Origin of the sequence: Mucilaginibacter gilvus (assembly GCF_004054195.1) — a bacterium.
GTDB classification, from domain to species: domain Bacteria; phylum Bacteroidota; class Bacteroidia; order Sphingobacteriales; family Sphingobacteriaceae; genus Mucilaginibacter; species Mucilaginibacter gilvus.
In genome coordinates this window covers 46,873-71,747 of record NZ_SBIW01000003.1, presented here as the reverse complement: position 1 = coordinate 71,747, position 24,875 = coordinate 46,873, and the positions used below count along the sequence as shown (strand labels likewise).

The window sequence follows — 24,875 nt, the reverse complement described above, 5'->3', positions numbered from 1 at the left end:
CACACAAAAGGCCACAAGGAAATCCCCTGTGGCCTTCTTTATAAATGTAGGGTACTTCCCTGCCTTAATATCAGTACTTAATAATCAAATAGCCGGTTTTACGAACCACTTCGGCACCCTTTTTATATTCCAGTGAATAAAAATACGTGCCCGATTTTTGTAGTGTACCGTTGGCGGCGTGCCCGTCAAAAGCTTTGCTGTAGTTGTTATAGCCGCTAACGCTGTAGATCAACTCACCATTGCTGTTCATTACCTGCACGGTGTTTTCCGGGTAAGCGCCAATACCATCAATGGTAAACACATCATTCACGCCATCCGCATTTGGCGACATCCCCTGGTGGACATTCAGTTCAGTATTTATATCCTCTGATAATACGTCCTGTTCTACCAGCATACGTTTTTGGTTGGTAGTTAATAACAAAACAGGAGCTGCGCTGGTGGTTGTATTAGCACCATTATACCTGCTCAGGTTGTAACCTTCTAATCCGGCCGCGCCGTTATATTCAATAACTGTTGCGCGGTAAGTTGTTGATGGGTTTAAGCCAGATATATTAACGCTATTGCCTGTGCCATTGTAAACACAGAACCAGCCGCTGGTGCCTGCCTGTGTACCCAATGCAAATGTATTATTAGCGCTATAAGTGGTTTGTTGTGTAACGCCAAGCGCGCCGCTGGTGCCTATTCTTACAAACACCGCGCGTGCTGCGCCATTGCTGTTTACCCAGCTTAGGGTGCTTGATGTTGCCGTGGTATTGCTGAATGCTAAAGAAACCGCGTAGCCGGTTGGCGGCGTTGCCGGGACGCTTGGCTGGGCCAATGTAGTAACGTTATTTGAGTTAAAGCGTTTACCGTAAGCTACACCGCCGGTGTTACCCGAGCCATTGTATTCAACTACAGAAACACGGTAAGTAGAAGAAGGTGATAAACCTAACAGGTTTACAGAACTGCCCGTACCCCTGTAAACGCAATACCAGCCATTGTCTATAGGAAATCCCTGCGTAAACGGATTATTTGGCGCGTAGCCCACACCGTCTACCGGGGTAAGGCCACCGCTGGTGCCCAGTTTAATAAATACTATACGTGCCGCACCGTTGCCGTTTGTCCAGCTTAAAGTGCTTGTTGTTGCCGTAGTATTGCTGAATGTTAAAGCTGTTGAATAGCCGGTTGGCGCTTCAATTGGCGTTGCCAAATTTGAAGGCACTATGCCTGTAGTAAGGTACTTTGGCGCTGCAATAGTGCCGCTATATTCTACAACCGCTACACGGTAATTCTGCGCGCTGGCCAGCCCTACCACATTTACAGTGGAGCCTGTACCGTTGTAGATACAGTACCAGCCGGTTGTGCCAATTTGGTTGCCCGATGTATACCTGGTGTTTGCTGAGTAATAAACATTGGCAGGCAATGGCGAACCGCTATTGCTATTACTGATGAATACCACACGGCCTGTGCCGTTACCGTTTACCCAGTTTACTGTGGTGGTTGTGCCCGTGGTACCTGCAAAAGTTACAGCCGATGCCTGCACTGTTCCTACCGCTTTTACAGTGGTAACATCAGCGGGCGCAAACCTGGTGGTCAGGTATCTTTCGTTACCGTTGCTACCATTATATTCTATTACCTCAGCGCGGTAAGTGGTACCGGCCAGTAGGTTGGATATGTTTACTGATGAGCCGTCGCCATTATAAACGCAGTACCAGCCCGCTGTACCCAATTGCTTGCCCGAGCCATAGGCCGCGTTTGCATTGTAGGTGGTATAATCTGCCGGCAATGGTGCCGCGGTGCCTTTTACACCGATGAACACGGCACGTAAGCCGCCGTTGCCTTTTGTCCAGCTGAGCGTGGTGCTTGTTGTAGTTGTATTGGTAAAAGTTAATGTATTGGCGTAACCGCTTGGTGCGTTTAATGGCGTGCCGGCTACAAATGCATAGGCTGCACCCAAAGGCTGCGGTTTGGTTAGATCGCCCACATTAGGGTAATTGGCGTCAGCTATCATTACATTTTGGTTTGGCACCTTGCTGCTATCGCGCGGGTTGCCTATAAAAGCGGTTGCGCCATCCGCGCTTACCGCTACAGCAAAACCAGCCGATGGCCCAAAACTTGTAGTTTGTTTTACCCAATTGGCATTACCGCTGCGGGTATAAACTACTGTACCGCTTCCCTCGGCAAACATGATTACGCTGCCATCTATATTGAGGCTGCCTCTGCCATTTTGAGGCAATTGCTGTTTAAGCGCCCAGGTATCACCATTACGGCTATACACTGATGCACCTGTATTACTATTCGAGATAAGCAACAAAGCACCATCGCCACTCAGTGCCAGTTTATCACCAGCTATATTTGGAAGATCGGTGGCAAGCACCCAGTCAGCATCAGTTTTCACGAATACGGAAGTATACTGGTTGCTCCCGACAGGCGAACTTGCGGCAATTACCTTCGCATCGGCACTTATAGCTGCGGTGGACGTTGTAACCGCCGCGGTGATCGTTGTATTTGCTGACAAAGGAATATCTGACCCCTCCACCCAGTTGCTGCCAATGCGGTGATATACTTTTAATGTTCTAATTTGGGGTGTTCCTCCTTTAGTGCCTTTCCCTGTATGGTAGTCGCCTATCACAGCAGTGTTACCATCTGCACTAAGTGCCGCTGTCTGGCCTCCGCCAATGCCGGCGCCCTCGGTCCATACGCCGTTTACTTTGTAATAAAACGCTGCAAAACTCCCGGCATTAATGCCTCTGGCTCCTTGCCCGGTTACAATTGCTATTGTGCCATTTGCATTCATGGTACTCTCGTAACCCCTGGGGCCGTAGTTTCCGTTTTGGGAGCCTGTGCTAAACACTCCTCCGGATTGTTTCCAGGAACCGTTTTGGCGTTCATAAAAAATTACACCCCCATTTACAAAATTTTGTATTTCGCCAACGCCCATGCCTGCTAAAGCCGAATTACCATCAGCGCTGATGGCTACCGAATAGCCCTGTTGTGCGCGATATAATGATAGTGGTGCCCTTGCAGAGTTGTGTGATATATATTTTGATGTATCGGCCAATGCTGGGCCTTGCTGTATGTTGGGGTAAAGTGTGGGTGTTACAGTAAAGTTACCTGCTGAAATATCGCCATCGGTAATGGTTACTGCGCCCGTATTAGTACCGGGCATAACCAACGCCGTTAATGTTGTACCAGTATTGCTTACGTTTACAGCGTTTACACCACCAATTTTAACGGTAGTGCCCAGGAAACCCGTGCCTGTAACTTTTATGATAGTGCCTACAGGCCCGGCGGTTGGGCTAATCGATGCAACGGTAATTGGATCACCGGTTGTATAAGCCGTAACCGACCCTACACCAGGGCCATTTGGAAGCCCAAAGGTAAAATCAGTCTGGTCGCCGGAGAATGCGGTCGTACCATCGGCGCTTATGGCTACCGCCGGGGCAAACTTTTCAGATAAGGTAACATTTCGTTTTACCCAAGTGCCGGCACCATTACGTGTATAAACCACGGGCCCGGTATTACGCGTAAATATGATACTATTACCATCTGCACTCATAGCGCCGTCACCGGGTTCTGCTATGGTTTGCGCAAGGCTCCAGGCGGTGCCGGTGCGCATGTACACATTTCGGGCTATCAATAATATATTTCCATCGGCGCTTAAGCTGGTTGCATTATCACCCAAAGGTAAATGGGTTTGCACCACCCAATTTGTACCATTATGTATCAAAACATGCGTACCACGGTCATTCCCCGATACAGCGGCAATGGTTTTCCCATCAGCACTTATCCTTACTAAGCTGCCTGCCGTTACCCCCGAGCCAAGATCAATGGTCGCCGGCATAGGTGAACCAGCTACTTCAGGGTCTTTTACCCAAGCACCGTTAACACGATGATAAACCGTAATACCCTCAGTAACGCGTACACCGTCATACGTTGCATACCCTACTACAGCGGTATTGCCGTCGGCACTTAATGACGATGTTCTGCCATGTCCAAGTTCGGACGTTTTTTTCCACAAGCCATTTTGTTTTTCGAAAGCGTATACTAAGCCATTAGAAGCCTCTCCGAGGTAATTAGAACCGGAAATAGCCACCGTACCTTCGGCATTTATAGATATGCTTCCTCCGAGCCGTACATCTTCAGAACTGCTTGCATAGTACTGGCCGGATTGCGCCCAGGTGCCATTAGTTCTTGCATAAAACGTAAGGCCACCCCTGCCTACGCCGTTTAAGCCGTTAAGCGATCCGGCAATAGCGGTATTGCCGTCTGCACTCAAGGCAAACGAACTGCCCTGGCCAACAGGCCGACTTCCGTTATAGGTATTTAAATCGGCCATTATCGGCCCCTGCTGCTGTTTTGGATATGGTGTAGCCGTTACCGTAAAGTTGCCGCCAGTAACCGTACTACCTTTGGTAACGATTACCGGGCCGGTAACCGCGCCCGGCATCACCATACCGGTAATAACCGTACCTGTGTTTGATACCACGATGGCATCTTTACCACCTATATTTAAGGTAGCCCCATTCAGGCTAACGCCTGTTACTTTCACCAAGGTACCCACCGGCCCGGTTGTTGGGCTTACTGAGGCGATGGAAGTAGGTGGCGCTACACTGTACGCCGTAAGTGAACCGTAAGGGTCGGTACGGTAACTCGTATCAGTTGTGGTAGTATATTGGCCGTTCTCATAAACTGTATTACCGGTATAAATTTTTGTTTGCACTTGCCCTACGCTACTATCATCTACGTTACCCGAGAAGGCTGTTGTACCATCGGCACTAATGGCTACCGAGGTAGCCGGGTCTGCGGATAGTGCTGAGTTTTGCTTTACCCACACACCCGCGTTGTTACGTGCATATATTACGGGGCCGGAATTACCGCTAAACAATATGATGTTGCCATCGGCTGTAATAGATGCGGTGCCCGCCTCTGGAATGATTTGCGCACTGCTCCAGGTAGAGCCGGTGCGGGTAAATAGTTTTGTGTACCCCGGTGCGGTATTAGCGGGATAACCTGAGTTTGTGCTTACCAAAACGTTACCATCGGCGCTCAATGAAATAAGGCCAGCCGCTCCTGTCAGCAATTCTTCTTTAACCCATTGCGTACCATTCAACTTCATAATAAAAGTACCATTGGAATATGATGTTGCGGCCAGCGTTTTTCCATCAGCACTTAGCGCCACATTGCCACCTGCCTGTTTATTTTCTCCAAAATCTACCGTTTTTACACTATCGGGTATCCCGGTCAGGTTAAAAGAGCCGTCGCCCGGCAACGTTGGGTCTTTGGTCAAGTTGCCGTTTATACGATGGTATACAGTTGTAAACTCCGTTGCTATAACACCACCCCTAACGTATCTGAGAGCTCCATATCCGGTTACCGCGGTGTTGCCATCGGCGCTTACCGCAACCGACTGACCATACCCCTGGAAGGTAGTGGGTTTCCATACCCCATTTTGCTTTTCAAATATGCTTATCGGCGCGTTGTAGGGGTCGAAATCTGCGGAATGGGTCACAAAAAGCACTGTTCCATTGGCATTTAACGCAAGCGCTTTTCCAAATGGCGCAGGGCCAATACTGAAATTTAAAAAATAATAGCCGGTTTTCACCCAGGCACCGTTATGCTTTTCATAAAATGTTAATCCTCCCGGTATAGCGTAGGCTTGTTGTGTTTCGTAATTTAACCCTACCAATGATGCTGCAACGGCTGTATTGCCGTCGGCGCTTACCACTACGTTATTGCCTTGTTTTACATTTTTGTACCTATAGCTTGTGGCAGGCAGTGGTAGCCCTCCGTGAGATTCAGCATACTGTAGTTGATAAGCATTAGGGTAAGTTGCAGTATCCGCCAGCTTAGCGCCCAACTGTTGTGTTGGGAATGACGTTGGCGTTACCGTAAAATTGGTAGCTGAATTTACATCAGCGCCGGTATTTACGGTTACCTTACCGGTAGCAGCACCCGGCATTACCATACCCACAATTTGGGTAGCGGTATAGGATGTTACAATAGCAAGCTTACCGCCTACAGTAACTGTAGATGCGGCTGTAAAACCGGTACCCGTTATGGTTACCAGCGTACCCGGAGCGCCAGATGTTGGCGCAAATGACGTAATGGTTGAAGCGAATGCCGTGGCGTGTCGGCCATTGGCAATAGGGATCGGTTTAGCGGCAAACGCTGAAACAGCAGCGCAGGTAATAGCAAGCGCCAACGTGATTGCTTTAGCCCTCCGATAAGAAAGTTTGGGCAATAAAATTGCAGATAAGGCAGGATTTTTCATCTTATGGTTAAAATTGTGTTCGTACTAATAATTGGCTTATGACGGCCGCAGCGGTTTTGATAAAAAACTACAGGCATAATATTGGGACTGTGATAATACCGCGGCTTAAAAGACTTAAACAGCAGTGGGTTATGGCTTTGTATGCCTCAAATATATATGTTTAAACTATTATAGTTTTAATAAATAACAATAAAATTGCTTTGTAATAAACATGATACATATCGCTATCAAGCAGCGAAAAAAATACGCTTATATAGTTAAAAGTACAGAAACCTATGACCAAAAAGCGTTACATACTTTAATTCCTTGGATCACACCAAACCAGCTAAAACACCCTTTTTTAAGCGTAATGATAGAAAAATGATATCGCGGGAGCTAAATATTCAGTGCCAGGAACACGTTTACCAGCAAAACACAAAGTGTTTTTGCTTGCTGGTTTCTTGTTAGCAGACTTCAGTTAAGTGTTTCAGGTCGATACCACAGGCATCTGTCGCAAGAAAAGATCATCTTGCAGCACCTGCACCATAAATTTGACCACTTCTCCCCGGCTAATAGTAAGGCGGGGTTTAGGCATATTATTAAGGCTGATAATAACGGGCTTGCTTTGGATTGAATTGACCAGCCCTGCCGGCCGCACAATAGTATAATTTAATGCCGACGCAGCGAACAAACCCTCCTGCCGTTCATGATCGCGGTACGCTACGCCCACGTTGCTGTGTTCGATCACCCACTTAAACCACCAGGGGATATCGTTACGGGTATCGCTTGTTCCCCATGCGGAGATAACTATTATCCTGGCGATATTATTTTGCGGGGCCAGCTCAATAATAAGCGCTACTATTTTGGAAAGAAAATCTGGCGGGGTACGCAGCGCAGCCCAGGGGAAATCGGAATTTCGGGAGATATTGAGCGCGCTTAAAATGGCTTCGCAGCCTTTCATGGCATTGTTCAGTATATTAGTATCAGCAGGCGAACCCTCAAAAACCGTTAACGCCGGATGCAATGGCACGCGGGATCTGTTGCGAACCAAAACATTTACCTCATACCCTTGCTGCAAGGCCTCCTGTAAAAGCAATTTACCGGTACGGCCGGTGGCACCTAAAATTAATATTTTCATGGCGAGTCGGTTTTATATTGTCTGTAGCGATGGGTTTGAAACCCATCGCTATGTTGATTACAGTGCGCACCACAGGTTGAAACTCGCTACAGACTAACGTTCGTTCAAAGCACCAACCAAAAAAATCACCACTACATCTGCCGAAGCAATCCAATTTATTGTATTTTTAAACCGCCAATATAAACTATAATGAAATACTTCTTCCTACTGCTGTTACTGCCCTTTATGGCATGCGCACAAAAAAAACCGACTAATCAAAACCTTTTCGATACCATCCCCTTTATTCCCGAGCATACGCCCCAACGGATTGCCATTTTTCAAAAACAGCCCATTGTTAAGGGTGGCATCATCTTTTTGGGTAACAGCATTACCGAGATGGGCAACTGGGGCAAGCTGCTTAAAGATACTACCGTACTCAATCGTGGCATCGGTGGCGATATTACCTATGGCCTGTTAAAACGACTGGACGACATTACCGACCGCGAACCCAAAAAGCTCTTCATCCTCATTGGCATTAACGATATCGGCAAGGATATCCCCGATTCGGTGATCGCTTACAATTATTTCAAAATTGTAAAGCAGGTACATGCCAAAAGCCCCGGCACCAAAATATTTGTGCAAAGCATTTTGCCGCTGAACCCCCTACATGCCGGCTTCCCGCAGCATTACGACAAAACGCAGCACATCCCCATTGTAAATGCCATGCTAAAAGCAAACGCCACCGCGATGAATTATACCTACATCGCCCTCACCCCGCTTTTTACAGATAAAAATGGACGCTTAAAGGATGAATACACCTTCGAGGGCCTCCACCTGCGCCCCGAAGCCTACGTAATTTGGGTGGACTACCTTAAAAAGATGAAATACCTATAAAATTGATAATGAACAGGACTAAAGTTGCCATATTGGGCGCCGGTTTTATCTCGGACATCCACCTCGAATCGTACCACCGTTTTATTCCCGAGGCCGAAGTAGTGACCGTTTACGCCCGCAACCCGGATAAAGCCAAAGCCTTCGCCGAAAAGCACCACATTGCGCAATGGTTCAGTGATGTGGATGAACTGCTGGCCAAAACCGATTGCGAGGTGGTGGATATCTGCGTGCCCAACTACCTCCATGCCGAATGCTGCATTAAAGCGGCCAAAGCGGGCAAACATATTATCATCGAAAAACCTTTGGCAGTGACGCTGGAAGAGGCCGACGAAATGATTGCCACCTGCAAGGCCAACAACGTAAAGCTGATGTACGCCGAAGAACTCTGTTTCGCGCCGAAATATGAGCGGGCAAGGCATTTGGTAAAAGAAGGTGCCGTTGGAGAAGTGTATATGCTCAAGCAGTCCGAAAAGCACAGCGGCCCGCACACCGACTGGTTTTACGATATTAACCTGGCGGGCGGCGGCGTACTGATGGATATGGGCTGCCATGCATTAGGCTGGTTTCGCTGGATGACCAACCACGCCAAGGTGAAAAGCGTTTATGCTACCATGGATACCGTTTTCCATAAAGGGCGCACCAAGGGCGAGGACAATGCCGTAGTGATCGTAGAGTTTGAGAACGGCGTAACCTGCATTGCCGAAAGCAGCTGGGCCAAACATGGCGGCATGGACGATAAATGCGAGATCTACGGCACCGGCGGCGTTATTTATGCCGACTTGTTTATGGGGAATGCCGCTATTACTTACAGCAGAGAAGGCTACGGCTACGCCATGGAAAAAGCCGATACCACCGCTGGTTGGAGCTTCACCGTTTTTGAGGAAGTGTTTAACCAGGGTTACCCGCACGAGTTAAAGCACTTTATAGAATGCGTACGCAAAAACAAAACCCCGCTGGTAACCGGCGAGGATGGCCGCGCCGTAATGGAAATGATCTACGCCGCCTATGCATCGGCAGGAGCAGGTAAAAAGATAATGCTGCCCTTCACCGCCAAGGTTAGTAAACCGGTGGATCTGTGGTTGAATAATAAAGATAATTAACACGAATTGCACGAATAAAGACGAATTTCACGCAATAAGAAAAAGCGGCGACCCTTGTGCGATTCCCCTCTTGAGAGGGGTGCAGGGGTGTGTTAGCCGAGATGCAATGCATGTAGTCTAACACACCCCTCCGTCACACATTCCGGCGCACCCCCTCTCGGAGAGGGGAACAAAAAAAGAAGAAAACAATCTAATGAAAATATCCATATACCCAACCAACGACGATATGTCTAAAGCAGCAGCCGACCTGGTTGCCGCGCAATTGGCCGAAAAACCAAACTCGCTTATTGTATTCCCTTCGGGAGAATCACCATCGGGAATGCTGCGCTATTTAGTGCAATACGCTAATGATGGTAAGGTCGATTTCAGTCAGTGTACCATCATCGGACTTGATGAATGGGTAGGCATGGACGAGCGCGATTACGGCAGCTGCAAACATTACCTGCACACCAATTTCTTCAACCACCTGGATCTCGACCCCGAACGTGTGGTCATGTTTGACGCCAAAGCCGGAGATCTGGAGGGCGAATGCGAGCGCATTAACAACTTCATCGGCAGCCACGGCGGTTTAGATATTATGATCGTTGGCATCGGCATGAACGGCCATTTAGGGCTGAACGAACCGGGCACACCATTCGATCTGTATGCGCACCTGTCGGAATTAGCGCCAATTACGGTAGAAGTTGGCCAGAAGTATTTTAAGCAGGAAACCGTTTTAACCCAGGGCATCACCCTTGGCTTAAAACATTTACAAGAAGCAAAAATGGCTGTGCTCATTGCTTCGGGCGAGAAAAAAGCGACTATCGTCGCCGAGAGTTTACAGGGCCACGTGGGTACGGATGTGCCGGCTTCTGTTCTGCAGAATATCCCGCATGCCCGCGTTCTGCTTGATAAAGGTGCCGCATCAGAATTGGAACACATTTCCTGAATATGATAGATAAGCTGCTCCTCATCCGGGAATGCCTGCAAGGCGCTCCGGCCATCCTCGCTACCAAAAAAGTGGCAGCCGGCTTTGATGGTTTTGTTGATTCCATAGTAAAAGTAGTGAATAGCAAAAACGAGGACGGCGGTACGGAGCATTTTCAAACCATTAAAGCGTTTGGCGATTATATCTCCGCGAAAAGTGGCTCTGGTTTTAGTTTAGAGAGCGAAGAACAATTGTTAAAACTTGGCGGCAATATGCCTATCATGGCTAATGCCATGGCGCAGATGGGTACGCACATTGATTGTATGGGTGCATTTGGCCTGCCGGTTATACATGCGGCTTTTACGAATATGCACCCCGCTTGTATCCTCCATAGTTTTACCAATCCCGGTTTTACCACAGCTATGGAATTTACAGACGGAAAGATCATGCTGGCCCAAATGACCGACCTTAACCACGCCGATTGGGAGGTTATCAAAGCAGCCATCGGCCTGCAAAAGTTAAAGGAGATCTTTAGCAATACCGACCTCATCTGCCTCGTTAACTGGAGCGAGCTGGACTATTCCAACAATATCTGGCAAGGATTGCTTAACGATGTATTCTGCAGCATTGACACAAACGCCGATTTCTTTTTCGACCTGTCCGATTGCTCTAAACGCAGCGCAACAGCCATTGCTACAGCTACCAACCTGGTAAAACAGTTCGGCCAGTACGGTAAAGTAACGCTTAGCCTTAACCGTAACGAGGCGGGGATCTTGTATAAAATATTCGTCGGCCAAAACCTCCCCACAGATTTACAAACGCTTGGCGATGCCCTGTTTCCGCGGCTTGGTGTAACCGTGCTTATTATTCATACATCAAAAATATCGCTGGCCTGGGATGCGGAAGGCAGTTATGCCAACCATCCCATTTTTATTGCCAATCCTACCATCTCCACAGGGGCGGGCGATAATTTCAATGCCGGTTTTTGTATTGGCCAGTTATTGGGTTTGGACGCCGGCTCATCGCTTATCATGGCCAATTCCTCATCAAATTGTTACATAAAAAACGGTGAAAGTCCTACCCTAAAAGCGTTGGGCAATCACATTTCCAAATTAATTTCCTCACCTTTATAATACCAATTATAAAGAGATCTACATGTCGTTAAACATCAAAGATGATACCGCATCGCTTACTTACGATGCGATAGTGATCGGTTCGGGCATCAGCGGCGGCTGGGCAGCCAAGGAACTTTGCGAACAGGGCCTTAAAACTTTAGTGCTGGAACGTGGCCGAAACGTGGAGCATAACAAAGATTACCCCACCGCCACCACACCCCCATGGGAGTTCAGGTACCGCGGCCGCATTAACCGCCAGCAACAGGAAGAGAACCCGCTGATCACTAAGGCCGCGGGCTACAGCGACGATTGCGACCACTTCTTTGTAAAAGATGCCGACCACCCCTACGTGCAGGAAAAACCGTTCGACTGGATCCGCGGGTACCAGGTTGGCGGCAAATCGTTAACATGGGGCCGCGCCACCCAGCGCTGGAGCGAATTTGAATTTACCGCGCCCGAGCGTTTTGGCTACGGCATCGGCTGGCCCATTGGTTATGATGATGTTGCGCCATGGTACTCCCACGTAGAGAAATTCATCGGCATTTGTGGGAATAAAGATGGATTGGAGGCCATGCCCGATGGCGAGTTTATGAAGCCTTTCGACATGAACGCCCCCCTCACCCACATCAAACAAAAACTAAACGAAAACTACACCGACCGCCACCTCGTACACGCCCGCTGGGCACATTTAACAGACCCACAGCAGGTGCATCTGGATCAGGGCCGCGGCAAATGCCAGGCGCGGAATATGTGTATGCGCGGTTGTCCCTTCGGCGGGTATTTCAGCTCGGTAAGCTCCACCCTGCCCTGGGCAAAAAAAACAGGGAACCTTACTATTCGGCCGCATTCGGTAGTACACTCTATTATTTACGATGAAAAACTGGGCAAAGCATCCGGCGTTAGGGTTATCGATGCCAACACCAAGGAGGTTATCGAATTTAAGGCGCGTATCATCTTTTTGAATGCTGCGGCATTAAACAGCAACCTGGTACTGCTCAATTCCAAGTCAAACCGTTTTCCCAACGGTTTGGGTAACGATAGCGGGCTGCTGGGTAAGTACATCGCTTTTCATAATTACCGCGCATCGGTTAATGCCGATATTGACGGTTTCCTTGATAAATATTATTTCGGGCGCAATCCTACGGATCTTATCCTGGTAAACTTCCGCAACCTGCATAAGCAGGAAACCGACTTTTTTGGTGGCTATACCACCTTTATGAACGCCTATCGCGACCAGCACCCCGACGAAACAAGTGCTGGCCAGATTGGAGGGCAATACAAAGACGACCTTTGCGAACCGGGTAACTGGCATGTATTTGCGTACCTGCAGGGCGAAACCGTACCTAAGGAAAGTAACCATGTTCGCCTTAGCGAAGATAAAAAAGACCAATGGGGCATCCCTTTGCTCGTCACTTCCGTATCCTATGATGATAATGATGAGCGGATGGTAAAAGATTTCCACACCCAAACGAGCGAGATGCTGGAAAAAGCCGGTTGTAAAAATATTACAACCTACAACAATAAGCAGGCTCCCGGGTTAGATATACATGAGATGGGCGGCGTGCGCATGGGTAAAGACCCAAAAACATCGTTGCTGAACCAATGGAACCAATTACATCACTGTAAAAACGTATTTGTAACCGATGGGGCCTGCATGGCCAGCACCGGCAACCAAAGCCCATCTATATTATACATGGCGCTTACCGCGCGGGCGGCAACCTATGCGGTGAGCGAAATGAAAAAAGGAAATTTGTAACGTTTTTAAAGACTCATCAATCCTACCTACTATGAAAAATTTTTTACTTTTTGTGCTCGTCGCTATGATTGTAAGCGGCTGTCATTCCTCGCAAAGCAGTACCGATGTAGCTACCGATAGCTCGGCTTTTAAGGACACCGCCTGGGCACCCATCTTTGATGGCAAAACCACCAAAGGTTGGCACACGTACGGCAAAACCGAAGCCGGTAAGGCCTGGAAAGCCCAAAATGGCGTCCTGCATTTAGATGCATCGGCCAAAAGCGACTGGCAAACCAAAAACGGCGGCGACCTGGTGAGCGATGATGAATATGACAACTTTGAGTTGAGCATTGAGTGGAAAATATCCAAAGCAGGCAACAGCGGAATTATATTTTACGTGAACGAGGACCCTAAGAAGTACCCGTACAGCTGGCACACGGGCATAGAGACACAGGTGGCCGATAATAAAGAAAACGAAGACGGGCAGATACCAAAACACCGTGCCGGAGACCTGTACGATCTGATGTCGATAAATAAAGAGGTGGTAAAACCTGCAGGCGAATGGAACAAAACCACAGTGCTGGTTAACAATGGCGTCCTCAATATTTTTGTGAACGACGAACAGGTGTTAACCACCAAACTCTGGACCGATAACTGGAAAAAACTGGTGGCCGAAAGCAAGTTTAAAGAATGGCCCGATTTCGGCACGTTTAAAAAAGGACATATCGCTTTGCAAGACCACGGAGCGGATGTTTGGTTTAAAGATATTAAGATCAAGAAACTGTAAAGATATTACACTCCTTCCCCATTTGTTTCGAACCAGGGGAAATCTTATACAACTGCTAAGTGTACGCCATGCATTACCGTTTTGTATAGTCCGAATGCATAGCGTCTAGGATTTCTCTTTCGCTCCCCGCTCACAGCCCGCCCCAGCTCTATCGACAGCGGGTTTATTACGCTTCAAGGCAAATTTTCCCTTGCCAAGCCCCCCGCTAATTTCGATATTAGCCGGACCATGAGATCATACTTCCGCCTGTTAAGCTTATTTCTGTTTATTGCTGTTAACGCGCACGCTGCCAATGTTAAACCCCTTAGTTTGCGTTGCGAGTATTTAACCAACCCGCTTGGTGTAGATGCCCCGCACCCCCGCCTCACCTGGATGCTGGGCGATAGCAGGCAGGGCGCAAAACAAACCGCTTACCAAATTTTTGTGGGGACGGATTCCGCGGCGGTAAGCAGTGGCAAGGGCGAGAGCTGGGCAACAGCTAAAGTACATTCATCAAATATATTATCCATCTACCAGGGCAGGGCGTTGCAGCCCTTTACCAAATACTTTTGGCAGGTGGTTGTTTGGGATAAGGATGGCATCAGCTCCGCACCATCAGCTATTAGCAGTTTCGAGACCGGGATGATGAAGATGGCCAACTGGAAAGGCAGCTGGATAAGCGATGAGAATGGCTTTAACGTAAAACCGGCACCGTACTTCCGTACCAGCTTTAGCACTGGTAAAAAGGTAAAATCGGCAAGGGCGTACATTGCCGTAGCCGGTTTATATGAACTTTATATCAACGGCGAAAAAATAGGCAACCACCGTTTAGATCCCATGTACACCCGGTTCGACAGGCGCACGCTGTACGTTACCTATGATGTAACCAAACAGGTAGCAGCGGGCAAGAATGCTATTGGTGTTTTATTGGGCAACGGCTGGTATAACCACCAAAGCACAGCCGTTTGGGATTTCCATTTGGCATCATGGCGCGCACGCCCAGCGTTCTGCCTCGACCTTAGGATAACTTACGAGGATGGCACTTTTGAAACCATCACCTCCAGCGAACACTGGAAAACCAATTTAAGTCCAATTACCCTCAACAGTATTTATACTGCCGAGCATTACGATGCGCGGCTGGACCAACCCGGATGGAACACCATTAACTTCGACGACGCCAAATGGAAACCGGCGTTTGCCCGCCCTACGCCGTCGCAAAATATCGTATCGCAGCAGCTGGTACCCATCCGCGCGGTGGAGGAAGTGCCCACTCAAACCATCACCAGGTTTGATGATGACAATTATGTTTTCGACATTGGGCGGAACATCTCCGGCGTAAGCAAAATAACTGTAAGCGGCAAAGCAGGAACCGTTATCCGCCTTAAACATGGCGAAAGGCTTTACAAGAACGGGCATGTCGATCTTTCCAACATCGACCTCCACTACCGCCCTACCGATGATAAGGACCCTTTCCAGGTGGATATTTTTACCCTGAGCGGTAACGGCCAGGAAACCTTTATGCCCAAATTCAATTACAAAGGTTTTCAATACGTGGAAATTAACAGCAGCGAACCCATTACGCTTAACAAAGAGAGCCTTACCGGCTATTTTATGCACAGCGATGTAGCGCCTGTGGGCAATGTGAATACTTCTAACCCTATCATCAATAAAATATGGTACGCTACCAACAACTCGTACCTAAGCAACCTGTTCGGCTACCCCACTGATTGCCCGCAGCGCGAGAAGAACGGCTGGACAGGTGACGCCATTATCGCATCCGAAACCGGCTTGTATAACTTCGACGGCATCACCGTTTACGAAAAATGGATGGCCGACCACCGCGACGAGCAGCAGCCAAACGGCGTATTGCCATCTATCATCCCTACCGCCGGCTGGGGTTACGAATGGGGAAACGGGCCCGACTGGACCAGCACCGTGGCCATGATCCCATGGAACGTGTACATGTTCTACGGTGATCAAAAAATACTTTCGGATAACTACGACAACATTCGCCGTTACGTAAACCACATAGACGAGTTGTACCCTACCGGCTTGTGCAGCTGGGGCCTTGGCGATTGGGTACCTGTAAAATCTGTCTCCCCGGTTGAGCTGACCTCTACCTGTTATTATTATGCTGATGTTACTATCCTCGCCAAAATAGCTAAGCTTTTGGGCAAGACTGACGATTACACCAAATACGCCGCCTTGCAATCCAAAATAAAAAAAGCCTTTAACGACAAATACCTGAACGAACAAACCGGCAGCTACAACAAAGGCCTGCAAACCGAGCTAAGCGTACCGCTGTTTATGGGGCTGGTACCCGATGCTTATAAAGCCCGCGTTGCAGCTAACCTTGCCAAGCGTGTAGAGGCCGATAATTTCCATTTGGACGTTGGTATTTTAGGAGGTAAAGCAATTATGAATGCGCTGAGCGATAACGGCTATGCCGATGTGGCCTACAAAATAGCTTCACAGGAAACTTACCCCTCATGGGGTTGGTGGATGGTGAACGGTGCCACTACGTTGTACGAGAATTGGGCGATAGATGCCAAGCACGATATATCGCTCAACCACATCATGTTTGGTGGTATTGGCGCCTGGTTGTACCGTGGCATCGGCGGTATAGAGCCGGATGAAAAAGCCCCCGGCTTTAAAAATGTGGTACTGAAACCGAACTTCGTTACGGGTTTAAACCAGTTCGAGGCGGTACATACCGGGCCGTATGGTAAGATAATCTCGTCGTGGAAACGCAATGGCGATACGGTAGAATATAACGTAACTATCCCGGCAAATACCACCGCAACCATTACCTTCCCGCAGGGTAAAAAGGTTTATTTGGATGGCAAGCCGTTAAATACGGTGAAGGGCATAGCAATAAATGCCGGCACTTACAGTTTTAGATTGATATAACATGGAAGACAGGCCCCCGATATTAACAATAGATGATGTAAAACTGCTGGTAGACACCTTTTACGAACGGATACAGGCAGACGCACTGCTTGGCCCTGTTTTTAATGAAGTTATACGGGATAACTGGGGCACGCATCTCGAAAAAATGTACCGGTTTTGGCAAACGGTGCTGTTGGGCAAGCATACCTACTTTGGCACCCCCTTTCCACCACATGCGAAGTTACCGGTAGAGCATAAGCACTTTGCCACCTGGATAGCGCTGTTCACAAAAACGGTTGATGAATTATTTGCCGGGGAAAAAGCCGACGAAGCAAAATGGCGCGCCGGCAAAATGGCCGAAATGTTTGAATACAAAATAGCCTTGTTTAAAAAGAACCCGCTTAATATTCAATAACGGCAACCGCCGGTTTTCTACATCGTTTCTATCTCGTTGGGGTGGCGCGGATGCCATATCACATAGTAAAAGGCGAGGCAAAATACCCCCAGGAAAAACGGGATGAGCGCAAGGTGTTTATAGGTGATAACCCCATAAAAGCTAAGCGCGTCAAATTTCAGAAACTCACTGATCATCCAATACGAGTTGGCACTGATCCAAAAAGTAATAGCGAGGTTGTGGCACATTTCAGACACCATGTTTCGTGTACGGTAAACAATGACGATGGAGATAGCCAGCGTGGGGATGATCATGACGATGCCCAGAGGTTTCCAAAACAAACACCAGCCAATATCTTTAAATAACCAGAAAACGATATGGAGGTTCTCCATTTTGCGGTACTTAAGAGGAATGCTGTATTGGTCCATGGTATTGCTAAAATAATATAAATATCTAAATAGCAAAAGCCCCGATTATCAATGTCAGCTTTGCCAGTTATCTATTTGATAATTGTATATCAGCTGTTTTCCAACCACTTCGCTGCTCACTATTTTCCATTCCTTTAGTTCAGGCAGAAATTCGGGCAATGGTAAATTTGCTTGGTCAGCGGCCTGCATGTAAAACGCTAATTTTGGGGGATGATGCGGTGTACAGGCGTTAATGGTATAGCCAAAAACATCTTGCTGGATAATAGCCCTGCTGATGCCAATGCAATCATCCAGATGGATGAGGTTTACAGGTGCAAGGCCATTGGGGATGTCCTTTTTCCCGGCGAAGAATCTGCCCGGGTCACGGCCGGGGCCAATTAATCCCCCAAAACGGATGATGGTTGTTTTAAGCGCGGTTTGCTGGTTAAACAATTCTTCTGCCTCAAAAAGTACCTGCCCGGCGGCAGTGTTGGGTTGGGGCGGTGTTAGTTCGTTTACTTCCTGGTTCAAATCGGCATAAACGCCGGTGGAGCTGATAAGGATGACTTTATTTACCCGAGACTTGTGGATGGCATCTATCACCCGCTGCAGTTTCGGCACATATTCCGCCCCTGCCCCCGAACGGGCCTTCGGCGGGATAGCAATCACCAGTACATCGCAGTCGAAAAAAGAGGGCGGCAATGTAGTTTCAGCAGATAAATCGATAATAAAAGGAATAATGCCGGCATCTGCCAGCACCGTAAGTTTTTCCGGCGAAGTGGTGGAACCTTTTACGGTTATCCCATCAGCCACCAGCGCCTTTGCCAGTGCCAGCCCATACCATCCGCAACCTAAAATGCCAATTGTCATCGTTGGGGCTAAGATAACAATGCAGTGATTTAGATTTGTCAACTTTTTAAAAGTTGACAAATCTCTTCATTTTTGCTATCGGGAGATGGCACTGTGTACGTTGTTTGATGGCGGTGGGGACACCGCCACTGGGAATGAAAAATCTCCCCCGCTCCGGTGTTCTCACCGGAGCTTTAAGACTGCCAATGCCGGGTTAGCGAGGGCAACGCCATTATCCCATAAGTAGTTATAATTGCAGAACTACAAACTGCAAACTGTTAGCTATATTAGCCGTATGGATACTCCGCAATCTTTACCTGTTTTAAATGATACCGAACTGCGCGTGCTGGGTTCGCTAATGGAAAAAAGCAAAACTACGCCCGATTATTACCCTATGACGCTTAACGGGCTAACGGTTGCCTGTAACCAAAAATCATCGCGCAAGCCGGTGGTTGATTACAGCGATAACGAGGTAACGCTTGCTTTGGATACTTTAAAACGTAAAGGACTCATCTCTACCGCTACAGGCGGCAGCAGCCGTGCCATTAAGTATAAGCACAATTTTGGTATCGTATTCCCGGTGGTACCATCGGAGGTTACGGTTATTTGCCTGCTGATATTACGCGGCCCGCTTACACCGGGCGAGATCAACTCCAACTCGGGCCGGATGTATGAATTCGACGACCTGGACGAGGTGCAGACCATATTAGAAAAACTTGCCGATGGAGATATGCCTTATGTGCTGCAATTGCCCAAACGCCCGGGTCAGAAAGAAGTGCGCTACCGCCACCTGTTAGGCGGCACCATCCCCGAGGACGATGCGCAGGACGAACCCGTTCGCCGCTCTTCATCCGACCTGGAGGCCCGCCTAACTAAAGTTGAAACAGAACTGGCGGAGCTGAAAGAAGCTTTTGATAAACTGATGAAGGAACTGACGTAATTAGAGCTTTCCGAACATAGCGGTTGGTAAGCCATCCATGCTTCGGAGGTTCTTTTCTGCCTGGTACTTTTCGATACCTTCTTCGCCTTTATTGTCGGCCCATTTAATAGCCTGGTCGCGTTCGCCGGTGTATTCATAGTAGGGCACGCCGAAACCGCAGGAGGTTTGTACTTTGTCTATTTCGGCAACAATTATTTGCCTTGAAGAAAGAGGCAGGTGAAACAAAGGTGATAATGCGTCCCATTGAGCAGAGCCGGGTAAAACGGTTTGGCCCTTTCCATACAAACGCAAAATATTTGGCGGCCCGTAAAAGGCGCAAAACATGATGGTGATGCGCCCATTCTCCAATATATGAGCCGAGGTTTCATTTCCACTGCCGTTGATATCCATATAGGCCACGCTGGTGGGTGATAACACCCGGAAACTGTCCATCCCCTTAGGCGACAGGTTTACATGCCCTTCCGCGTCAAGCGGCGCCGAGGCGGTGAAGAAGATCTTTTGCGCTTCTATAAACTCCCGATGCTGGTTGTTGATCTCGTCAAAAAATTTAGCCATGATACGGTTCCTCTTCTTTATTCATTTTATTTTCGATGCGCCTGTCGGGGATAAACCAGATGCAGGCCACCACAATATAAAGCGCAAAGCCAAGCCAGGATTGAATGAAGGAAACTACAATAGCTACCGCGTAAATAGCCATGGAGATCTTCCCCTTGGTATCGGAGCCAAAGGCTGTACCCAATAGCGAGTGTTCGCCATGGTGGCGTATCAGTAATTTCACCAGGATGGTATAGGCGATGGAGTTCATGATCAGCACAATTCCGTAGCAGATCACCGGCCATTTGGCAAAATGGTTCTCGCCCATCCAGCCTGTAACAAAGGGGATCAGCGATAGCCAGAAAAGCAAATGCAGGTTGGCCCACATGATGGCCCCGTTGATTGATTTTGTTGCGTGCAGCATGTGGTGGTGATTGTTCCAGTAGATGCCCACGTAAATAAAGCTGAGGGCGTAGCTCACAAAAACAGGTATCAACGGTGTTAGGCCTTCTATATCGGCATGGTGCGGCACTTTCAACTCCAGCACCATTATGGTGATAATAATTGCGATAACACCGTCACTAAATGCTTCTAAACGCCCTTTACCCATTTTACTTTTTTGCTTTTTTCAGCAGGTATCTTGCTACATCACTCGCTGCTTTATCGTTCTCAAAACCGGCAGGTAACCTGCCATTTACATATTCGTTATACAACCATGGGTCGCCAACGGCCAGTACAAAACCTTTGCCGTATTTGGCTTTGGCAATAATCACAGCGCCGGCACTATTTTTCAGCGCTGCCTTTGCCTTCCCGCTCAGTCCGATGGAACAGGCATCCTTCATAAAGATCTTCTTCGCGGTAGCAAAAATTGCGTTACCCTCCGTGTTGATGGCACCATCCTCAAAATGCTTATCATCCATTACATGGCTTGCAATATCGTTATTAAAATGCATTCCAAAACGTGCCGCAAGTTCATTAAAATGCGGCAGCTCTACATTGGCGCTATCGTTGGCCATCAGCAGCAATACGCCGCCGGCTTTTACCCACTTGGCTATCTCATCAATATGCGCCGCGCCAATATAATTCGGTTGCGGGTTTTCCTTGCGGCTATCCGGGTCTACAATAATGTAGATCTTGGTGTTCGCCAAATTAGCAAAAGTTGGTGCATCCTCCAGGGAGTTGAGTACCGCACCTTGTATTGTAAAAGCATCGCCGAAAATAGAGAAACCGGTTTGCGCCTTTTCCTCCCAGAAATAATGAAAGCGCTCCGGCTGGCCGGAGGCATTCTTATGGGTTTCGTGGTTAAAATAATGATCGAGCGTAACCACCACCTGTGCCTGTGCTGCAAAGCAAGCACACAAAATTGTTAAAAGGATGAGGCTGGCCCGTTTGTTCATCATTATACGCCGCTAAAGATAGAAAAACCACCGTCGACACATATCATAGAACCGGTTACAAATGCCGATGCATCGCTCAGCAGCCAAACCAGCGCACCTATCAATTCATCAGTGCGGCCAAAACGTTTAAAAGGTGTTTTACGAATCACCGATTCGCCCCTTGTGGTGTAACCACCATCGGGCGTGGTGAGTAAATTACGGTTTTGTTCGGTCAGAAAAAAGCCCGGTGCAAGCGCGTTCATACGGATAGCATCACCGTAACGGTTAGCGAGCTCTACCGCGAACCATTGCGTGTAGCAATCCACAGCAGCCTTGCCCATATTGTAACCCAAAACCTTGGTAACTGCGCTTTTTGAGTTCATGGAAGAGATATTTACAATACTCCCTTTACCTGTTTTAGCAATTTCGCGCCCAAAAACCTGGGTTGGGATCAGCGTGCCCCAAAGGTTCAGGTCGGCTACTTTTTTCATGCCATCCATTTTCATGGAGAACAAATCTTCATCGGGTTGCAGTACGCCATCGGGCATGTTACCGCCGGCACCGTTTACCAATCCATCTACCCGGCCAAATTTGGCCAATAATTTATCTTTGGCTGCTATAAGGGCAGCTTCGTCCATCGCATCGGCAATTAAGGCGATGGCCTGGCCGCCGCTTTTGTTAATGGCATCGGCACGTTCTTCTGCCACCTGCTCGTTACGCCCCAATATACCTACTGTGCCGCCTGCTGCCACAATGCCGTTTACAAACGAGTTGCCTAAAATACCGGTGCCGCCGGTTACAACAATTACTTTGCCGGCTAATGAATACTGATTTTCCAATTCTATAAAAGTTAAATGATTATCTGATGTCGGTTGTGGTGAGCGCGTCCATATCGGTGTAGTCGAGGTTCTCCCCTGCCATACCCCATATAAAACTGTAGCTGGATGTGCCGCTGCCCGAGTGGATGCTCCATGGTGGTGAAACCACGGCATCGTAATTTCCCAGCAGAATGTGGCGGGTTTCGTGTCCCTCTCCCATGTAATGGAACACCCGCTGGCCCTCGGGTACATCGAAATAAAAGTAAGCTTCCATGCGCCTGTCGTGTACGTGCGCAGGCATAGTGTTCCAAACGCTGCCATTGCTTAGTATGGTTAAACCCATCACCAGTTGGCAACTTTTTATCCCATCGGCGTGGATGTATTTATTAATAACACGAACATTGGCCATAGAAGTAGTGCCGGCATTTACTTTAACCGCCTCTTCGTTGGTAACCAAAGTGGTTGGGTAACTTGCGTGTGCCGGGGCCGACAATAAATAGAAAACTGCCGGAGATGCCGCATCCTTACTGGAAAACGTAACCGACTTTACCCCTTTACCAATGTAAAGGCAGTCGAGCTTTTTTAGCGGGTAGGTTTGGCCATCGGCAACAACTTCGCCATCGCCGGCAACGTTGATGATGCCTATTTCGCGGCGCTCTAAAAAATAATCGGCGCGCAGGTTTGGATAATTTTCCAGTTCGAGTGCCTGGTTAACCGGGTTGGCTACGCCTACTATCATCCTGTCGTAATGCGTATAAATGCAGTTGATGGTGCCTGGCTGCACGATGTTATCCAATAAAAAACGATCGCGTATCTGTTGGGTTTGGTAACTTTTAAAATCTTCGGGATGTACGCTATGTAAAATTCTCAAGGCAGATTATTTTTATATTTATGCTTTAGAATAAGCCATTAAAAACACCGTTATTAGCGGTGACCTGAATTATTGATCTGAATTATAAAACTAAACTATGAAACATTTATCAGCATACAAAAGCCTGTATATACTTATCGCGTTTATAATCTACGCTAACGTTTGCGCTGCACAAAGTACGCGCACCGCATGGACGGAAAAGACCGCGAAAGCATGGCTGAAAGAAAAAGTTTGGGCAAACGGTTTAAAACTGAATACGCACGAACCGCTGAATGTGGTGGAGTTTGCCCGGCAATATGAAGCCAACAAAGCCAATTGGGATAAGGTGATCGCTTTTTTACGCGACCGTAACCTGGAACTAATGGCACCGGGAAAATACCCCATTAGTGGTGAAGATGTATTTGCTATAATTACCGAACCTGCCCCAAAACAACTCGACAGCGCCGGCTTTGAAAGCCATAGAAACTTCATCGACCTGCACTACGTGATAAAAGGCGAAGAGAAAATATACACGCAAGACAAAAAGGATTCGGTGATAGTGAGCAAACCTTACGATGAAACCAAGGATGTAGAAAACTATGCCGTTAAAGGCCAAGAATACACCGCTACTCCTAAATATTTTTTCCTTTTTTTCCCCGGAGAACTGCATGAGCCGGGCATAAAATCGGGCGGTTCAACTCAGGTAAAAAAGTTGGTGATCAAAATAAGAGCTGTCAAATAATTATTTCCCCGCAAACCCTTTATACCTTTCCATCGCCTCCACAAAATAATAATCGGCATACGTTAGAGGTACGTCTATTTCTGTGCCGGCCGGGAAATGGCCCACGCTGTGCTGCAAAATAAAGCCGCCATTGGTTTCTGGCTTAGCCTTGTAGGTAGGTAACGAGAGCGTTTTGATTATGGTTTCCCCCGTTTTAAAATAAGTTTGGGCATCAGTCTTACCAGTATAGCGGCAAAGCTCCAGCAGCGCCGAGGCCATAATAGCCGCCGCCGAAGCATCGCGCAGCGCGTTTGGTATGTTTGTGGCGTTAAAGTCCCAATATGGGATTTTATCTGCCGGGAGATTAGGATTATTCAGCAGGAATTTAGCGATGTTGTTAGCCTGATCGAGATACTTCTTGTCCTTTGTTTCGCGGTACATTACCGTAAAACCGTATAATCCCCATGCCTGCCCCCTTGCCCATGCAGACTCGTTGGCAAAGCCCTGCGCGGTTTTCTTTTCCTGCACGGCACCGGTTTCAGCATTGTAATTGATAACGTGGTAGGAGCTAAAACCGGGCCTGTAATGGTTTTTGATGGTGGTATTGGCGTGCGTAACGGCTATTTTATAAAAGCTGGAGTCGCCGGTTTCGCGGGTGGCCCAGAATAGCAACTCGAGGTTCATCATATTATCGATGATCACCAAAAAATCCGACTTTTTAGAATCCCATGACTTGATGCAGCCCACCGTTGGGTTAAAACGGGTAGAAAGCGATTTGGCGCTGTTGAGCAGGATCTGTTTATACTCGGGTTTTGGTTGCAGTTTGTTGGCGGTGCCAAAGCTGCAATACATCATAAAACCCAGATCGTGCGTATGGGTGTTGAATTGCTCTTTAGCCAAAACGCCCATAATTCGGTCGGCCTCGGTTTTTAAAGCCTCATCGTGGTTCTGCCCGTAAAGTTCCAGCAGGGTGCCGGGGTAAAAACCGCTGCACCACCAGCCGGAGTTGCTGTTTTCCATTTTGCCGGTTTCCGGGTGAAAAGTTTTTGGGAACTCCTCGGGCTTGATCTGCTTAGCAAGGTATTTGTACTGTGCATCTGCATCCATTATATTGGCGCTAATGGTATTCAGCACCGCCTTTTGCGGTTTAAAAGTATTTTTTTGCTGCGCGAATACCGGGCTAACCAGCAGCAGCGAAAAAACAACCGGGAGGATCTTGGTAATTTTCATA

20 protein-coding genes are annotated in these 24,875 nt (G+C 48.0%); 10 read left to right on the top strand and 10 right to left on the bottom strand.

Features of this window, described 5'->3' with window-relative positions; genetic code table 11:
- Positions 1 to 70: 70 nt before the first annotated feature.
- Both EPL05_RS06345 and EPL05_RS06340 read right to left on the bottom strand, forming a co-directional pair.
- Positions 71 to 6,253, bottom strand: a complete 6,183-nt coding sequence (locus EPL05_RS06345; RefSeq protein WP_128533122.1) for a T9SS type B sorting domain-containing protein — start codon at positions 6,251 to 6,253, stop codon at positions 71 to 73.
- Between the two features lie 466 nt (positions 6,254 to 6,719).
- A complete protein-coding gene (locus tag EPL05_RS06340) occupies positions 6,720 to 7,370 on the bottom strand; it encodes an NAD(P)-dependent oxidoreductase (protein ID WP_128533121.1) in 651 nt (216 codons plus the stop codon).
- 189 nt (positions 7,371 to 7,559) lie between these two features.
- Here EPL05_RS06340 and EPL05_RS06335 point away from each other — a divergent pair, with 189 nt between their 5' ends.
- The 8 genes from EPL05_RS06335 to EPL05_RS06300 all read left to right on the top strand — a co-directional run bounded on the left by EPL05_RS06335 (position 7,560) and on the right by EPL05_RS06300 (position 17,170).
- On the top strand, positions 7,560 to 8,243 hold the full coding sequence (locus EPL05_RS06335) for a GDSL-type esterase/lipase family protein (protein ID WP_128533120.1): 684 nt from the start codon (positions 7,560 to 7,562) through the stop codon (positions 8,241 to 8,243).
- An 8-nt stretch (positions 8,244 to 8,251) separates the two neighbouring features.
- Positions 8,252 to 9,343, top strand: a complete 1,092-nt coding sequence (locus EPL05_RS06330) for a Gfo/Idh/MocA family protein (RefSeq protein ID WP_128533119.1) — start codon at positions 8,252 to 8,254, stop codon at positions 9,341 to 9,343.
- Between the two features lie 193 nt (positions 9,344 to 9,536).
- The gene (locus EPL05_RS06325; RefSeq protein ID WP_128533118.1) at positions 9,537 to 10,271 is read left to right on the top strand and encodes a glucosamine-6-phosphate deaminase; all 735 of its coding nucleotides are present in this window, start codon (positions 9,537 to 9,539) and stop codon (positions 10,269 to 10,271) included.
- Positions 10,272 to 10,273: 2 nt separating this feature from the next.
- On the top strand, positions 10,274 to 11,383 hold the full coding sequence (locus tag EPL05_RS06320) for a carbohydrate kinase family protein (protein WP_128533117.1): 1,110 nt from the start codon (positions 10,274 to 10,276) through the stop codon (positions 11,381 to 11,383).
- Between the two features lie 22 nt (positions 11,384 to 11,405).
- The gene (locus EPL05_RS06315) at positions 11,406 to 13,121 is read left to right on the top strand and encodes a GMC oxidoreductase (protein WP_128533116.1); all 1,716 of its coding nucleotides are present in this window, start codon (positions 11,406 to 11,408) and stop codon (positions 13,119 to 13,121) included.
- A gap of 31 nt (positions 13,122 to 13,152) precedes the next feature.
- The gene (locus EPL05_RS06310) at positions 13,153 to 13,887 is read left to right on the top strand and encodes a 3-keto-disaccharide hydrolase (RefSeq protein ID WP_128533115.1); all 735 of its coding nucleotides are present in this window, start codon (positions 13,153 to 13,155) and stop codon (positions 13,885 to 13,887) included.
- Positions 13,888 to 14,115: 228 nt separating this feature from the next.
- Positions 14,116 to 16,776 (top strand): glycoside hydrolase family 78 protein, encoded by a 2,661-nt coding sequence (locus EPL05_RS06305; RefSeq protein ID WP_128533114.1) that lies wholly within the window; start codon positions 14,116 to 14,118, stop codon positions 16,774 to 16,776.
- Position 16,777: 1 nt separating this feature from the next.
- On the top strand, positions 16,778 to 17,170 hold the full coding sequence (locus EPL05_RS06300; RefSeq protein ID WP_128533113.1) for a group III truncated hemoglobin: 393 nt from the start codon (positions 16,778 to 16,780) through the stop codon (positions 17,168 to 17,170).
- A gap of 17 nt (positions 17,171 to 17,187) precedes the next feature.
- Here EPL05_RS06300 and EPL05_RS06295 read toward each other — a convergent pair whose 3' ends face one another.
- Positions 17,188 to 17,577 (bottom strand): hypothetical protein, encoded by a 390-nt coding sequence (locus EPL05_RS06295; protein WP_208394688.1) that lies wholly within the window; start codon positions 17,575 to 17,577, stop codon positions 17,188 to 17,190.
- Positions 17,578 to 17,631: 54 nt separating this feature from the next.
- A complete protein-coding gene (locus EPL05_RS06290; protein WP_128533112.1) occupies positions 17,632 to 18,426 on the bottom strand; it encodes an SDR family oxidoreductase in 795 nt (264 codons plus the stop codon).
- A gap of 274 nt (positions 18,427 to 18,700) precedes the next feature.
- Here EPL05_RS06290 and EPL05_RS06285 point away from each other — a divergent pair, with 274 nt between their 5' ends.
- On the top strand, positions 18,701 to 19,345 hold the full coding sequence (locus EPL05_RS06285) for a YceH family protein (protein WP_128533111.1): 645 nt from the start codon (positions 18,701 to 18,703) through the stop codon (positions 19,343 to 19,345).
- On the opposite strand, the gene EPL05_RS06280 is transcribed toward EPL05_RS06285, so the two are convergent.
- Genes EPL05_RS06280 through kduI form a run of 5 tightly spaced genes read right to left on the bottom strand, consistent with a single transcriptional unit; the run spans position 19,346 to position 22,944 of the window.
- A complete protein-coding gene (locus EPL05_RS06280) occupies positions 19,346 to 19,900 on the bottom strand; it encodes a pyridoxamine 5'-phosphate oxidase family protein (protein ID WP_128533110.1) in 555 nt (184 codons plus the stop codon).
- Complete coding sequence (locus tag EPL05_RS06275; RefSeq protein ID WP_128533109.1) at positions 19,893 to 20,489, bottom strand: TMEM175 family protein; 597 nt, start codon at positions 20,487 to 20,489, stop codon at positions 19,893 to 19,895. Before EPL05_RS06275 ends, EPL05_RS06280 begins: the two co-directional genes overlap by 8 nt.
- A 1-nt stretch (position 20,490) precedes the next feature.
- Positions 20,491 to 21,279, bottom strand: coding sequence for a hypothetical protein (locus EPL05_RS06270; protein WP_243837232.1), 789 nt, complete (start codon positions 21,277 to 21,279; stop codon positions 20,491 to 20,493).
- Positions 21,279 to 22,094, bottom strand: coding sequence for an SDR family oxidoreductase (locus EPL05_RS06265; RefSeq protein WP_128533108.1), 816 nt, complete (start codon positions 22,092 to 22,094; stop codon positions 21,279 to 21,281). Before EPL05_RS06265 ends, EPL05_RS06270 begins: the two co-directional genes overlap by 1 nt.
- Before the next feature lie 19 nt (positions 22,095 to 22,113).
- On the bottom strand, positions 22,114 to 22,944 hold the full coding sequence (kduI, locus tag EPL05_RS06260; RefSeq protein WP_128533107.1) for a 5-dehydro-4-deoxy-D-glucuronate isomerase: 831 nt from the start codon (positions 22,942 to 22,944) through the stop codon (positions 22,114 to 22,116).
- A gap of 97 nt (positions 22,945 to 23,041) precedes the next feature.
- On the opposite strand from kduI, the gene EPL05_RS06255 reads away from it, so the two are divergent.
- The gene (locus tag EPL05_RS06255) at positions 23,042 to 23,665 is read left to right on the top strand and encodes a YhcH/YjgK/YiaL family protein (RefSeq protein ID WP_128533106.1); all 624 of its coding nucleotides are present in this window, start codon (positions 23,042 to 23,044) and stop codon (positions 23,663 to 23,665) included.
- On the opposite strand, the gene EPL05_RS06250 is transcribed toward EPL05_RS06255, so the two are convergent.
- Positions 23,666 to 24,874: a glycoside hydrolase family 88 protein gene (locus tag EPL05_RS06250; RefSeq protein ID WP_128533105.1), complete on the bottom strand. Its 1,209-nt coding sequence runs from the start codon at positions 24,872 to 24,874 to the stop codon at positions 23,666 to 23,668.
- Position 24,875 lies beyond the last annotated feature (1 nt).